This window comes from Corallococcus silvisoli, from assembly GCF_009909145.1.
Taxonomy (GTDB): domain Bacteria; phylum Myxococcota; class Myxococcia; order Myxococcales; family Myxococcaceae; genus Corallococcus; species Corallococcus silvisoli.
The window spans coordinates 111,204-124,975 of sequence record NZ_JAAAPJ010000007.1; the positions used below are offsets into that span (position 1 = coordinate 111,204).

14 protein-coding genes are annotated in these 13,772 nt (G+C 71.3%); 8 read left to right on the top strand and 6 right to left on the bottom strand.

Annotated elements, in window-relative coordinates; genetic code table 11:
• Positions 1 to 209: 209 nt before the first annotated feature.
• Positions 210 to 2,354, bottom strand: coding sequence for a M3 family metallopeptidase (locus GTY96_RS14815; protein WP_201756087.1), 2,145 nt, complete (start codon positions 2,352 to 2,354; stop codon positions 210 to 212).
• 171 nt (positions 2,355 to 2,525) lie between these two features.
• On the opposite strand from GTY96_RS14815, the gene GTY96_RS14820 reads away from it, so the two are divergent.
• The 4 genes from GTY96_RS14820 to GTY96_RS14835 all read left to right on the top strand — a co-directional run bounded on the left by GTY96_RS14820 (position 2,526) and on the right by GTY96_RS14835 (position 6,020).
• Entirely contained in the window at positions 2,526 to 3,419 is an 894-nt protein-coding gene (locus GTY96_RS14820; RefSeq protein ID WP_143903558.1) for a hypothetical protein, read from the top strand.
• Complete coding sequence (locus GTY96_RS14825) at positions 3,419 to 3,805, top strand: hypothetical protein (protein ID WP_143903560.1); 387 nt, start codon at positions 3,419 to 3,421, stop codon at positions 3,803 to 3,805. Before GTY96_RS14820 ends, GTY96_RS14825 begins: the two co-directional genes overlap by 1 nt.
• Before the next feature lie 12 nt (positions 3,806 to 3,817).
• On the top strand, positions 3,818 to 4,351 hold the full coding sequence (locus GTY96_RS14830) for a hypothetical protein (protein WP_201756088.1): 534 nt from the start codon (positions 3,818 to 3,820) through the stop codon (positions 4,349 to 4,351).
• Positions 4,352 to 4,676: 325 nt separating this feature from the next.
• Complete coding sequence (locus GTY96_RS14835; protein ID WP_235685646.1) at positions 4,677 to 6,020, top strand: DHA2 family efflux MFS transporter permease subunit; 1,344 nt, start codon at positions 4,677 to 4,679, stop codon at positions 6,018 to 6,020.
• A gap of 195 nt (positions 6,021 to 6,215) precedes the next feature.
• On the opposite strand, the gene infC is transcribed toward GTY96_RS14835, so the two are convergent.
• Entirely contained in the window at positions 6,216 to 6,965 is a 750-nt protein-coding gene (gene infC / locus GTY96_RS14840) for a translation initiation factor IF-3 (RefSeq protein ID WP_161665233.1), read from the bottom strand.
• Between the two features lie 223 nt (positions 6,966 to 7,188).
• On the opposite strand from infC, the gene GTY96_RS14845 reads away from it, so the two are divergent.
• Positions 7,189 to 8,421, top strand: a complete 1,233-nt coding sequence (locus GTY96_RS14845; protein ID WP_201756090.1) for a S1 family peptidase — start codon at positions 7,189 to 7,191, stop codon at positions 8,419 to 8,421.
• Between the two features lie 105 nt (positions 8,422 to 8,526).
• Complete coding sequence (locus GTY96_RS37635) at positions 8,527 to 9,132, top strand: transglycosylase SLT domain-containing protein (protein ID WP_161665067.1); 606 nt, start codon at positions 8,527 to 8,529, stop codon at positions 9,130 to 9,132.
• Between the two features lie 127 nt (positions 9,133 to 9,259).
• Here GTY96_RS37635 and GTY96_RS14855 read toward each other — a convergent pair whose 3' ends face one another.
• Entirely contained in the window at positions 9,260 to 9,556 is a 297-nt protein-coding gene (locus GTY96_RS14855; RefSeq protein WP_143903568.1) for a hypothetical protein, read from the bottom strand.
• A 148-nt stretch (positions 9,557 to 9,704) separates the two neighbouring features.
• On the bottom strand, positions 9,705 to 10,223 hold the full coding sequence (locus GTY96_RS14860) for a hypothetical protein (RefSeq protein ID WP_161665068.1): 519 nt from the start codon (positions 10,221 to 10,223) through the stop codon (positions 9,705 to 9,707).
• 215 nt (positions 10,224 to 10,438) lie between these two features.
• Between GTY96_RS14860 and GTY96_RS14865 the strand changes: the two genes are divergently transcribed.
• Complete coding sequence (locus GTY96_RS14865) at positions 10,439 to 10,897, top strand: DUF2267 domain-containing protein (RefSeq protein WP_161665069.1); 459 nt, start codon at positions 10,439 to 10,441, stop codon at positions 10,895 to 10,897.
• A gap of 19 nt (positions 10,898 to 10,916) precedes the next feature.
• Here the strand turns inward: GTY96_RS14865 and GTY96_RS14870 are convergent, their stop codons facing one another.
• Positions 10,917 to 12,410 carry an HAD-IG family 5'-nucleotidase gene (locus tag GTY96_RS14870; protein ID WP_161665070.1) on the bottom strand — a complete coding sequence of 498 codons (1,494 nt, stop codon included), beginning with the start codon at positions 12,408 to 12,410 and terminating at the stop codon, positions 10,917 to 10,919.
• A 160-nt stretch (positions 12,411 to 12,570) separates the two neighbouring features.
• On the opposite strand from GTY96_RS14870, the gene GTY96_RS14875 reads away from it, so the two are divergent.
• Complete coding sequence (locus tag GTY96_RS14875; RefSeq protein ID WP_143903576.1) at positions 12,571 to 13,215, top strand: SRPBCC family protein; 645 nt, start codon at positions 12,571 to 12,573, stop codon at positions 13,213 to 13,215.
• Positions 13,216 to 13,277: 62 nt separating this feature from the next.
• On the opposite strand, the gene GTY96_RS14880 is transcribed toward GTY96_RS14875, so the two are convergent.
• Complete coding sequence (locus tag GTY96_RS14880; protein ID WP_161665071.1) at positions 13,278 to 13,772, bottom strand: DUF2381 family protein; 495 nt, start codon at positions 13,770 to 13,772, stop codon at positions 13,278 to 13,280.

Consider the following 13,772-nt stretch of genomic DNA (forward strand, 5'->3'; position numbering starts at 1 on the left):
TCGTGGACACGGGCCGACGCCGCGCTCAGCCCCGGGGGTAGGGATGAGCCCTCGTGGGGGATGGAGAGGAGAAGAGAAGTTCCGCGACCGACGACGCCCGTGGGCCGGGAGGGGCGCCGCGTGCCGACACCTTCCCCGGAGGGCGGATCAGGCAGGCGCGGGACTCCCGGAAGCAGGCGGTGCGCGCCTGCCTCCGGGATGAAGCGGGGCTACTTCGAGTCCTTCGCGGTGCCCGTCGTCTTCGAGGCGCCGTCGAGGTACGCGCGGTAGGCCTCGAAGGCGTACGGCCGGCCGAGGAAGTCCTGCACCAGCTCACCAGCGGGCTTGGAGCCGCCGGGCTCCAGCACCGTCTTGCGGTACTTCATCGCCGTGTCGCGATCCAGGTAGCCCTTCTGCTGGAACTCGGACTCCAGGTCCTTCGCGATGACGGAGGACCAGAGGTACGTGTAGTACGCGGCCGAGTACCCATCCAGGTGCCCGAAGGCGAGCTCGAAGTGGGTGCCGTCGCGGTACTCGTGGCGGAAGGGGGACAGCTTCTTCTGCAGCTCCGACAGCACCGCGGACGTGTCGAAGCCCGGCGCGCGCGAGTAGTACTGGAGGCTGACCGCGGACAGGAAGAGCTGGCGGCGCGCCCACAGGCCCAGGCCGAACTCCTTCGACGCGCGCAGCTTCTCCACCATCTCCGCGGGGATGGGCTCGTTGGTCTCATGGTGCTTGGCGAAGCTCTTGAGCACCTCCGGCTGCTCCGCCCACTGCTGGAGCAGCATGGACGGCGTCTCCACGAAGTCGCGCTCGGTGGAGATGCCGGAGATGGGCGTCCACTTCTGGTGGCCGGAGAAGACGGCGTGCATCAGGTGGCCGAACTCGTGGAAGAACGTCTCCACCTCGTCGTGCGTCATCAGGTCGCCGGGGCGCGGGAAGTTGCACACCAGCACGCCCTCCGGCAACCGCCGGCCCTCCTCGCCCGTCACCAGGTCGAACTGCGCCGCGTGCTTGTACTTGTCGTCGCGCGGGTGCATGTCCAGGTAGATGCGGCCCAGCGGCTTGCCGCCGTCCACGACGTCGTACGCCTCCACGTCGGCGTGCCACGTCTTCGCGTCCTTCACCGGCTGGAAGGCCACGCCCCACAGGCTGGACGTGATGCCCATCACGCCGTCCTTCACCCGCGCGTACTCCAGGTAGGGCCGCACCGCCTGCGAGTCGAACCCGAAGCGCTCCGCGCGCACCCGGTCCTCGTAGTAGTCCTGGTCCCACGGATCCACCGACGTGGCGCCCTTCACGTCCTTCTTCTTGCGCGCCAGGAGCTCCGCCATCTCCTTCTTCGCGCGGCCCTCGGTGGCCTGCGCCAGCTGGTCGATGAAGTCCGCGGCGGCCTGCTGCGTGCGCGTCATCCGCGTCTCGGTGGTGAAGGCCGCGTAGTTGTCGTAGCCCAGCAGCGTGGCCAGCTCGTTGCGCTTCTCGATGAGCTGCGCGAGCACCGCCTGGTTCTTGGGGAACGCGCGCTGCCGGTACGCGCGCCACAGCTTCTCGCGCGCCTTGGCGTTCTTCGCGTACGTCATGAACGGGAAGTAGTCCGGGTAGTTGCTGGTGATGACCACCTTGCCGTCCGCGCCCGGCGCGTGCGCCTTCTTGTAGTCCTCCGGCAGCCCGTCCAGCTCCTTGGCCGTGAGGGCCACGGTGCGCGTGTCCTCCGCGATGTTCTGCCCGAACTGCTGGCCCAGCTTGAGGATCTCCTCGTTGAGCGTCTTCACCTTCGCCCGCGTGGCCTCGTCCCGGTCCACGCCCGCGCGCCGGAAGTCCAGCAGCGTGCGGTCCACCCAGTGACGCGTGGGCTCGTCCGCCTTGTCCAGGTTCACCAGCGACAGCGCGTCATACACGCCGCGGTCCTGCGACAGCGCCACGCTGGTCGCGTCCACCTGCTGCTCGCACTCGCGGGACGCGTCGCGCATGGCGGCGTCCGGGTGCACCTCGTGCGTGAGGCTGGAGCGGTTGGCCGCGTTGATGATGGCCGTCTGCGCCTCGTCGTACGCCTTGAGGACGCCCATGCCGTTCGTCTTCGGATCCAACTTCTTCAGCGCCGTCACCTGCGCCTGCGCCCGCTCCAGGTCCGCCTTGCACAGGGCCTTGTAGGCGTCCGGCGTTCCCGCCAGCGGCTCCGAGCCCTTGACGGGGGCCAGCGCGGGCTTCGCCGCGGCGTTGGCCGCGACGCGGGCCATGGCCTCGCGGTTCTGCGTGATGCTGCCGTTGGAGCAACCCGTCGCGGCGAGCGCCGCCACGACGGTGAGCGCGGGGATTCTCAAGGGGACTTCCTCCACAGGGGAAACGACGTGAATCGCGGGCCCGTCATGCCACATCCCCGCCCCTCTTCGCCTGTCCACCGTGAACAGCCAGGCGGCCTCCTCGCGCCGTCCGGATGCTTGTCCTCCCACCGTGACGCACCTCGACTTGTGTCTCCAACCACCCCCCGGTAATCCCGCACTCGCCTCGAATTCTTGGAAGATGTCCTGGTCGGAGGATGCAAGCGGATGCGCAAGGCACTGGGTGGTGCGGTCGCGGCGTTGCTGATGTGGGGCTGTGGTGGCGCGGGGACGGAGGCTCCGCCCGCTGCTCCGGAGGGACTGTCGCTGAGCTCGGAGGCGGGGGTGACCCAGGGCACCTGGGGACGGGACGGGCAGACGGTGTCCTTCGCCTCGCGGGAGGTGGAGCCCGGGGTGTACCGCCTGGAGGTGCGGATGCACGGCATGACGCTCACGGGCCTGATGGACCCGGCGTCGGGCGTGTCGTCGCTGGACGGCTTCGCGGACGCGAACGCGCAGGACACGCAGGTGGTGGAGGCGGACCGCGAGGTGCTGGGCGCGCTCTACGGGGCGCTCAACCAGGGGCTGCCCGCGGGTGACGCGGCGGCGCCGGAGGCCATGTACCTGCGGCGCGCGGTGGGCCTGTGGGCGCAGCACCCCACGAGCGTGGCGCTGAAGCGCACGGTGATGGGCGAGCAGGGCCGCGGCTACACCATGCTGTGCAGCTACGCGAAGTGCGGCGGCAAGAACACGGGCAGCTGCGGCGGCACGTACAACTGGTACTCGTACGCGAAGCACGACTGCAACAATGGTGGCTTCGACAACCCGAAGAACCAGCAGATCGCCCAGCTGGGAGACCACACGTCGTGCAACGGCGACGAGTACTACATGAACGGCAGCACCTGGGTGTGCGGCGAGCCGGACCACTGGTCGCGCCCCAAGGTGATGGGCAACTGCTTCGGCCGCTGCGGCGGGGGCTGCGGCGGCGACACGCAGTACACGGTGGACGCGACGAACCACGACGGCTGCGTGCGCAACGGCCACGTGCTGGCGAGCGCCTATTGCGACGACCAGTTCCTGTCCGCGACGGACGACGAGCTGTTCGCCCCCAACTGCTACTGATGCGGCTGGGGCGCGTGGTGCGGGGCGCGGTGGGGGCGGCGGGGCTGTGGCTCGCCGCGCTCGGCTGCACGTCGACGACCTCCTCGCGGGCGGAGGCGGGGGAGGCGGTGGTGCGCCGCTTCTTCCAGGCCCTGCCCTCCGGGGACTGCGCGGTGCTGGGCCCGCTGCTGGTGCAAGGGGCGGGCGCGTCCTCGTGCGAGGACACGCTGCGGAGCCTGCGTGAGCACGACCTGCGCCTGGTGGACATCGTCGAGGCGAAGGTGGACGGCCGGAACGCGGACGCGGTGCTCGTGCGGGCGCGCGTGTCGCAGGGAGGCGCGGAGCGCTCGGAGCCGTTCCTCTTCCGGGTGGAGCGCCAGGGCGAAGGCTGGCGCCTTCGGCTGTGAGGGGTGCGGACGATGCGGAACCGTGAGCGGGTGATGCTGGGCGGCGCGGGCGTGCTGGTGGCCGCGCTGCTCGCCGTGGCGCCGTGGCCGGCCCGGGAAGAGCGGGCCCGGCCCGCCGCCCCTGGAGCGGTCGCGCCGGCCGCGGATCCGGTGCCCGCGGCGGCGGTCGCGCCGAAGCGCGCGGTGCCGGCGCGGACGCCCGAACCCGGGCAGCCCGCCGCGACGGTGGTGCCGCCGAGCCCCGGGGACGTGCCGCCGGAGCCGGAGGTGGCCAACGCGCCGCCTCAGCAGAACGACCCCATCGCGGAGGAGCTGCCCCAGACGGCGCGCTGGAAGCTGGAGAAGACGGAGCACATCACCACGCTGCTGGGGCGGGACGTGACGCGGTTGGAAGGGGAGCGCCAGGAGGCGCGCACGCGCGGGGACAAGGCCCGCGTCGAACAGGTGGACGCGCTCCTGCGGCGTCACCGCGTCCGGCTGGATGAGCTGCGTGAGGAGGCCCGCGTCCTGACCGAGGCCGCCCGGAACGAACCGCCCGAGCCGTGAGCCTCCGCGGGCCCGCGCCCGTGAAGCGCCGCCTCGCGCGCCCGCCTCCTTGTCGGGAGGAGGACACCGCCCGCCCGCCTGCCTCCCAGGCGGCGGTCCGTCGCTCGCGGCACGTGGAGCCCGGACGCTTCGGGCTCTGAGTACGCTCGCTTCTGCTTCGCGCCACCCACCTGTCAGGCCCGCGTGACAGGCACGGCGCGTCATGCGCATAGAACAAGACGTGTCCGTTTCCTCCACCGCGACCGACTCCGCCGGGACGACTTCCGGAGCCACCTCCTCCCGAGGCTCCCGGCTGGCATCCATCGCGGTGGCCAGCGCGCTGTTCATGGAGTTCCTGGACTCCACGGCGTTGTCCACCGCGCTGCCCACGCTGTCGGTGGCGTTCGGGACGGACCCCGTCCACCTCAAGCTCGCGCTGACGTCGTACATCCTGGCCCTGGCGGTGCTGGCGCCCGCGAGCGGGTGGATCGCCGACCGCTTCGGCCCTCGCCGCGTCTTCATGACCGCGATGGTCGTGTTCCTCGTGGGCTCCATGCTGTGCGGCTTCTCCCGGTCGCTCGCGCAGCTCGTGGTCTTCCGCACCCTGCAGGGCCTGGGCGGCGCGCTGATGACGCCCGTGGGCCGGCTCATCGTCGTCAACTCGGCGCCGCGCGAGAAGCTGGTGTCCGCGATGAGCTGGTTCACCATGCCCGCGCTGGTGGGGCCGCTGCTGGGGCCGCCGCTCGCGGGCTTCATCCTGGGCGTCGCGGACTGGCCGTGGATCTTCTTCATCAACGTGCCGGTGGGCGTGCTGGGCATGTGGGCCGTGGCGCGCTTCGTGCCCCCGCTGCACCAGCCAGACCCCGGCCCGTTCGACACGAAGGGCTTCGCCCTGGCCGTCGTCGCCATCACGGCGCTGATGGGCACGGCGGAGACGGTGGGCATCGGGCTCGTTCCGGGGGGCGTGCAGGCCGGCATCGCGCTGGTGGCGGTGGGGGCGCTCGTCGCCTACGTGCGCCACGCGCTGCGCACGCCGCGCCCCGTGCTCGACGTGCGCCTGCTCCGGGTGCCCACCTTCCGCGCCAGCATGGTGGGCGGCGCGCTGGTGCGCATTGGCCTGGGCGCCACGCCCTTCCTCCTGCCGCTGCTCTTCCAGGTGGGCCTGGGCTGGGGACCGCTGGAGGCGGGGCTCGTCACCATCGGGACGGGGTTGGGGGCCTTCGCGTGCAAGCCGGTGGCGCCCGCGCTCATCCGGCGCGTGGGCTTCCGCCAGACGCTCATCGCGTCCAACCTGCTCACCGCCGCGCTGACGGCCGTGCCGGCCTTCTTCCGCGCGGGCACGCCCATCCCGCTCATCATCGGCATGCTCGTGAGCAGCGGCTTCATGCGCTCGCTGCAGTTCACCGCCACCAACACGGTGGCGTACGCGGACATCCCCCGGGAGACGGTGAGCAACGCCTCCACGATGGCGGTGGTGACGCAGCAGATGGCGCTGAGCGTGGGCATCAGCTTCGGCGGCCTGATGCTGCACGTGGCGCGCGGCGGCGGTGACGTGCGCCTCACGCCGGACCGCTTCCTGCTGCCGTTCATCGCCATTGGCGTCGTGTCGTCGCTGGCCGGGCCCCTCTTCCGCCGGCTCCCGCCCGACGCGGGCGCGCACATTGGCGGCAGGACCGTGGCGCGCGGCTGAGGCCGCGTCCGTCGTCCGCGAGGGGGGCGTGGGGCCGCCGCCGGCGCACCCGGGTCCTGCCCGGCTCGCGGGGGCAGGGTTCCCCAGGGCTTGCGTCACGCGGTGGACATGGGCGGGTCCCCGGGACGCATCCCGAGGGGCACCGCCCGTGAGCGCGTCTCCCGGTGAGGGGAGACGCGAGCGCCGTCCAAACGGCTACGTCGTCGCGGGCGCGGCGTCCTGCTCGTCGCTGTCCGTGTCGTCCGCGTCGCTGGCGCCATCGGACTCGACCGGGGCCGTGTTGGCACCGTCCGCGTTCGGGGCACCGCTGGCCGCCTGGGGCTTCTTGCCCGCGCCCGGGGGCGGGGACTTGCGGGCGGCCGCGGCGGCCTGCCGCGCCTGCTCGCGCGCCTTCTGCGCGACCTTCGCCGTGGGGGCGAGGATCATGAACATCTGACGGCCTTCCATGCGCGGAAGCTGCTCCGCCACGGCCACGTCCTTCAGGTCCTTGATGACGTCATCGAGGATGGCGCTGCCCAACTCCTTGTGCGTGATTTCACGCCCGCGGAACTGGATGACGACCTTGGCCTTGTTGCCCTCTTCGATGAACCGGCGGGTGTTGCGCACCTTGAACTCGTAGTCGTGCTCCTCCGTCTTGGGACGGAGCTTCACTTCCTTGAGCTGGATGACCACCTGCGTGCGCTTCGCGTCCGAGGCCTTCTTCTTCTCCTCGTACTTGAACTTGCCGTAGTCCATGATCTTGCAGACTGGCGGCTTGGCCATGGGGCTGACTTCAACCAGGTCGAGCGACTCGGAGCGTGCACGCTCCAGCGCTGCCTCGATGGTCATGACCCCGAGCTGCGAACCATCGGAGCCCACGACACGGACTTCCCGCGCGCGGATGCGGCGGTTGGTTCTCTGGTCCCTGTTGGGACCCCGGCTGTTGTTTCTCTGTTCGCGAATGATGTGAACATCCTCCAAAAAGGGTTTACGGACCCACCACCCGTGAAGATGTGGTGCGCCGTTCGATGTGGCAGGCCCCTACGGCGGAGACGGCAGGCAGGCAGGCCTTCCGCCCCTCGGGGCAGGGAGACGTGCAACGGACTCTATCCGGTTCACGTCCCCCGGGGGCAAGGTAACGCGGGGCACCCCCCATTCCCATGACCCCCTGTTGCCTATGATGCGCCCCATGGCGAAACGGTCCACCACGTCCGCCCGGGACCCGACAGGATGCCGACCCCCGAGGGGGGTTGCGCTCGCCGCCCTCCTCCTGCCCGCCTGCCTGCCCTCCGCCAGCCCGGCGGACGCCACCCCACCGGGGGGCTCCCGGGCATGGGGCATCGTCCAGGGGACGGACGCGCCCGGGGACGCGGCGGCCGTGGCGCTGGTGGCCCGCCGTGCGCGCTGCGGGGGAGAGGCCCCGGTGCTCCTGTGCTCCGGGGCCCTCATCGCCCCGGACGTGGTGCTGACGGCGGCGCACTGCCTGGCGGCCTTCGGGGAGGCGGGCCCCTATGAGGTCTTCCTGGGGCCCACCCTGCTCCCGGTGCCAGGGCCCGGAGGGCGGTTCGTGCGCGTCACCCGCGCGCGGGCCCACCCCGGCTACGTCCCGGCCACGCACGCCTGGGACGCGGCCCTCCTGCGGCTGGCGGTGCCGGTGACGGACGTCGCGCCCTTCCGTTTGCCCGGCGGAGGCGACGCCCCGGTGGCCCCGGGCGACACCGTGCGGGCGGTGGGCTACGGGGACACGAAGGACGCCAACCGCTCCTCGGGGCAGCGGCGCCAGGGGCACCTCCAGGTGACGGCCGTGACGGGCAACGCCTTCCAGGCCGGCCCCGCCCCGGCCATGAGCTGCGTGGGCGACAGCGGGGGCCCGGTGCTGGGGGGCCCTGCGGGGAACGAACGGCTGTGGGGCCTGACCGTGAGCGGGGACGTGGCCTGTCATGCGGAGGCGGTCCAGATCCGGGTGGATGCCCTGGCGGACTTCCTGGGCCCCTTCCTGGAAGAAACGCCGGCGCCCGCTCCCGCCGCGCCCCTGCCCCTGGACGCCCTCTGTCAGGAGGACTGCGTCGACGACGCGGACTGCCCCGCGGGCCTGCTCTGCGTCGCCGCCGGGGAGGACCCCGCCCGGTGCCTCCTGCCCTCGCTCCAGGCGGGGACCTTCGGGGCGGCGTGCACGGAGGACGCCGCGTGCGGTGCCCAGGGGGTGTGCGCCCGGCTGGAGGTGGAGGGCGACGACGCCTGCCGCTGCTTCACCCCCTGCGAGCCGACAGTGGACCCGTCAACACCTGGGGACCCGAACCCCGGCGGAAGAGGCGGGTGCGCCAGCAGCCCGGGCGCCCTGGGCGCTACACTCGCTGCCCTGCTGGGGCTTCTCTTGCGACAGCCCCAGCGGAGGATTCCAGGACGTCGGTTCAGCTCATGACTCCGGGTGAAAGCGCCTACAAAACCGCAAATGTAGGCGAAACTCCGTGAACCTTCTTCCGAGAATCTGGCATCCACGTTTTCTGCAATCGCGAGGGTTCTCCAGATGAGCGACTACCGGATCAAGTCGGGTGACACGCTGAGCGGGCTCGCGAAGCGCTTCAACACGGATGTGGATTCGCTGATGAAGGCGAACCCCAACATCACCAACAAGGACCTCATCTACGCGGACGCGAACCTCAACATCCCGGGCAGCAAGGATGAGTTCCAGGCGCAGGGCGTCCGCAACGGCCCGAACCTGACGGGCGGCGCGGACCCGGCGCAGGGCGCGCAGTCCGTGGGCGACGTGCCCCCGGGCCAGGTCGGTGATTGGATCAAGCAGGCCATGGACATCCTCAAGGCCAACGGCGTCCCCACGGACAAGATGAACGCGCAGGACATCGCGAAGATCATCGAGCACGAGTCCAGCGGCAACCCGAACGCCATCAACCTCTGGGACTCCAACGCGCAGCAGGGCACGCCCTCCATCGGCCTGATGCAGACCATCCAGCCGACGTTCGATTCGTACAAGCTCCCCGGCCACGACAACATCCGCAACCCGGTGGACAACATCATCGCCGGCGTCCGCTACTCCATCGAGCGCTACGGCTCCACGTCCAACGTCCCCGGCATCCAGGGCCTGAACAACGGCAGCGGCTACGTCGGTTACTGACCGGCGCTCTCGCACCACCCCCCCAGCAGTACCGCGCCCCGCGGTGGAAGACGGCCCTTCGCAGGAAGGGGTTTCCGTCCGCCACGCGGGGCGTCGTCGTTTCCTGGGGCCGCGGGCCGCGGCGTCTTCAGCCTCCGTGCAGCCGGGAGCGGTCGCGTGGGCCACCCGCGCGCTTGATATGGATTTGGCTGGGAGCCTTCTTGCGCCCCCGCAGTCCCGTGCCCCGGTTGTTGCGCTTGGGGCCGTGGTCGCTGGCGGCGGGGCCCAGCGTCACGCGCTTCAGTTCCTTCTGTCGCAAGAGCGCCGCTGCGTCGTCGTGGGGCAGCGTCTTGCGCCCATGGCTGGCCTGCACACTGGCCTGCGCCGCATGGGCATCCACGCGTCGCTTGTTCTTGATCCCTGCCATTCGGGTCCGCACGGACATGGAGGTCCTCCTTGAGGAAGAGGTAGGAACCCCAGGGGGGCGGTGCCATCCCTGGCGACGGGCGGGACAGGGGCCGCTCCGGGTGCATGCGGGACGCGAGCGCTCGGTGGCGAGGACGGCGCTCCTCCCCCCGGAGCGCACGGTCGCTTCAGGTGAGGTCTTCGTTATCGCGGCGGGCGCGCTTCTTCGCCTTGGGCTTGCCGGACTTGCCCGCCGGCCGGGCCTTCTGCGGGCTCATGGCCTCCAGCGGGAACAGCCAGCCGTCCTCGGGGCGGGGCGCGGCGGCGCTCACCGGCTCCACGTGCTGCCCGCGGCAGCCGCGGCACCAGGACTGCGGGCGGCGCTGGCCCTGGCTCATGATGCGGAAGCCGAAGTCCTGCGCCGTGGGCCCCACGTGGCCGCAGCGCGGGCAGCGCGTCATCGACGTGGTGCCCGTCTCCTTCGCCTTCTCGCGGCCGTGCTCCACCACCAGCGCCAGCGCGGCGGCGAACCCCAGCTTCCGCTCCGTGGCGACATGGAACTGGCGTGCGCGCTTGCGGTTGCCCCGGCCCAGCACGGGCAGGAGGTCCAGGCCTCCCAGCAGGTTGCGCTGCTCCAGGACTCGCGACGGAGACGATGGCGGGGTCGAGTGGCTCACGCGATCATTCATACGAGAGGGGTCTGACATGGCCGGTTCACGCGCCGGGTCGCCAGGTCGCCCTCCCTTCGCAGGTCTGGACACATGTTCAGTAACTCCGGGCGCTTAGGAGCGATTCCCCGGGGTTCCCGGGCGGAGGTGGGGCGCCGGGGGCCGGGGCCCGCCTGCCCGCCGGCCGCGGTCCGGCTGCCCGGTGCGCACCTTGAGGTTGCTCCCGTCCCCCTTTCCCCCAAGAGGTGCCTCCCATGGCCCAGGCCCACGAGAACGAAACCGACAAGCAGGACCGGCACGAGCGGCGGCACGAGGCCCACGTGCGCGCCACCTACGCGGCGTTCATCCGCCACCTGTGCGAGCTGAGCGCGCTGCCCCCCGCCCTGGCGGAGTGCGCCGCCGTGTCCGTGCTGGGCGCGCTGGAGCGCCGCCTCATGCCGGACGGGGCGCGCAACCTGGAGTCGCAGCTGCCGCGCCTGCTGGTGGCCTTCCTGCCTCCCGCGGAGGAGCGTCCCCCGCGCACCCGGCGCTTCGGCCGCGAGGCGCTGGTGGAGTCGGTGGCGGAGGATCTCCAGATGCCGGTGGAGCGTGCGGAGCTGGTGGTGCGCTCGGTGCTGCGCGCGTTCCAGGACCAGATTTCAGAGGGCGAGGCCGACAAGGTGGCCAGCAACCTCCCGGCGGACCTGCAGGCCCTCTGGCGCCTCACGCAGTAGGCGCCAGAGGGGAGGCCCGCTACTCCTGGGGGCCGGCGCCCGCGCCGTCGCCGGTGGTGAACACCGGGGTGCCGCCCGGGAGGCTGGGGTCGTGCGGGAGGCTGCCGCGCGGGCTGCGCAGGTAGACGAACGGGGTCGCGAAGAGGAAGTTGCTCACGCGCGACGTGTAGATGTCCGCGTAGCGCTCCACCTGCCGCGCCAGGTGGCTCTTGTCGTTGCCGGCGCGGGTGAGCAGGCCCCAGTGCGGGTTGGACAGCTCGCTGGCGGCCCGCGCCATGGGGCCCAGCTCCGCGTCCAGCGCCTCCTGCGCGGCGCGCAGCTCGGTGAGGCGCGTCACCAGCTCGCCCTCCGTGGCGTCGGTGCGCGGGCCGTACTGGTGGCGGCGGCGCTGCAGCTCCAGGCGGACCTGGCAGCTCTCCGCCTCCAGCTGCTCTTTCTTGAGCATGCGCTCTCCGATGCGCACCTCGGTGGCGCGGAAGGCGGCGATGGCGCGCACCTCGTCCTCCAGCTCGCGCAGGATGAGCGCGGTGCGCCAGCGCAGCACGTTCTTGGAGACGTGGACGTCGCCGAACATGTGGTCGCCCACGTAGAGGATTTCATCGCCGGACAGGCCCAGGTGGCGCTCCAGCTCCAGCGCGCTGCCGCCGAAGTAGGGCGTGTTCTTGTCGAGCGGTCCGGAGTGCGGACGCAGCAGCGCCTCGCCATTGGCCTCCACGACCTCGAAGAGGGTGGAGCGGGTGGTGAAGAACTCCGGCTTGCGCGCGCTGACGATGACGACGTCGAAGAGCTGGCGCCAGGTCATGCCGTCGGGCAGGTGCCGGTCGAAGGCGAAGTGCATCATGGGCTCGGTGTAGGCCCACTCGCTGTTGGTGATGAGCAGCAGCTTCTTGCCGGCGTTCTTCTGGTCCAGCAGCGCGAGCGGCGTCTCCGGGTCGTCCAGCACGTAGCGCTCGGGGTCCGCGATGATCTCCGCCTTGAGGCGCCCCTGCATGTGCGTGGCGTCCAGGTTCTTGCGGACGTGCTCATAGAGGTCCGCGTAGCCCATGGGGCCCGGGAGCTGGCCCGCGTCCAGGCGGTCCACGAGCTGCGCGTAGATGCAGGCCTCGGAGAGGGAGAAGAGCGTGTTGAGGAACACCCAGCGGCGGTCCGCCAGGTCGATGACGGTGCGGTTGTAGGCGTCGCGCTGCGCGTCGAAGCCCATGGCCTTGCTGCCGTGGAGCGCCTTCTTCACGAAGCCGAAGCGGTTGGCCTTGAGCAGGTTGCCCTTGGCGGTGTCGATGATGAGGCCGCGGATGGCGAGCATCGGGTCGAACGTCAGGTCGGCCACGGGCCAGCCCTGCTCCACCAGACGGTCGCGAATGTATTCGTAGGCGCGGCGTTCCCACGCCTCCACGCGGTAGTGGATGAGCGTGTAGTCCATGTCGTAGCCCACGGCCTTGATGGCGCGCATGTTGAGGGTGCGGTTGCAGAACAGGCCGCGCTCGGGCGGAGGACCGAAGAGGTGAGGACTCATGGGAGCAAGGCTTGCCAAGGCCGGAGGTCAATGTCGAGCGGCCCGTGCACCCGCGTCGTTTCATGGTCGGGCGCGGGTCATCCGGGTGTCGGAAAGATGGGATATGGATGACGCGCGCGACGCGAAACGCCGGAAGCGCGCGGGACCGAGGGGCAGGCGCATGTCGGGAATGACGCGGCGGTGGAGCTGGGCCATGGCGGTGGCGGCGCTGTGGGTGTCGGGCGTGGCGGGGGCGGAGGAATGGGAGACGGTGGCCACGACGCCGTTCGTGGTGAAGGTGCGTCCCCGGCCCGGGACCAAGGCGAAGGACGTGTGGGCGGAAGGCGAGCTGAAGGCCAGCGCCGCGCAGGTGCAGGCGGCGCTGGAGGACGCGGAGTCCTACCGGCTGTGGATGCCCTACGTGAAGGAGTCGCGGGTGGTGCGGCCGACGGACGACGGCGGGCGGCTCACGTACACGCGCCTGGACCTGCCGGTGGTGTCCTCGCGCGACTACATCTCACGGGTGGTCACGGAGTCGAAGGTCGCGCCGGATGGCACGGGCGTCTACCAGCAGCGCTGGCAGGCGGAGCCGGACGCGTTCCCGGCGCGGCGCGACGTGGTGCGCCTGCGGTTGAACGAGGGCAGCTGGAAGGTGGAGCCGAAGGGCGAGGGCGCCTCCTGGGCGGTCTACCGGTTCACGGTGGATCCCGCGGGGTCCATCCCGGGGTTCCTGGCCAACGTGGGGCAGAAGGACGCGGTGGTGGAGACGCTGCGCGCGGTGGAGAAGCGGGCGAAGTCGCTGTCCGTGGAGTCCGCCGCGAAGTAGGGGCCGGAGGCCTTCAGGCGGGCCTCCCGTGCCGCTCCACTCCGTGAGCGCGCGGCGGCGGCTCAAAGCGGCGGAAACCGCACCCGGGTGAGCACCAGGATGCGTTGGCCCTCCGCGTCCTGCAGCTCCAGGGTGTAGACGCCATGGGCGTCTCGGAACTCCGCTTCCGCTTCCACCACGACGCGTGTGTCGGGCTCCGTGGGCGTCGGCGCCAGCTGAAGGACGCCGAGGACCTTCAGCTCGGACCGCGGGCTCGAGGCGCGGAGGGTGGCACGGACCATCCTGCTCGCGGGCAACACCGCCTCGGGAAGTTGGATGAGCAGGGCGACCCGGCTCTTGCCGCGGAAGCTCCACGCCGCCAGGGACTCCGCGGCGTGCCCGGGAAGGCCTGGGAGATGGAGGCGCAGCCCCACGAGCCCGCGTTGATCCAACACCCCGTTGGCCAGCAGTGCGGTCAGCTCCGCGGGAGTGTCACACGTGAGGCGTGGCTGCGCCGCGGAGGCCTCGGGAGTCCCGTCGCCCGTGAGCGCGAGGAGCGGGAGAAGGAAAAGGAGCAC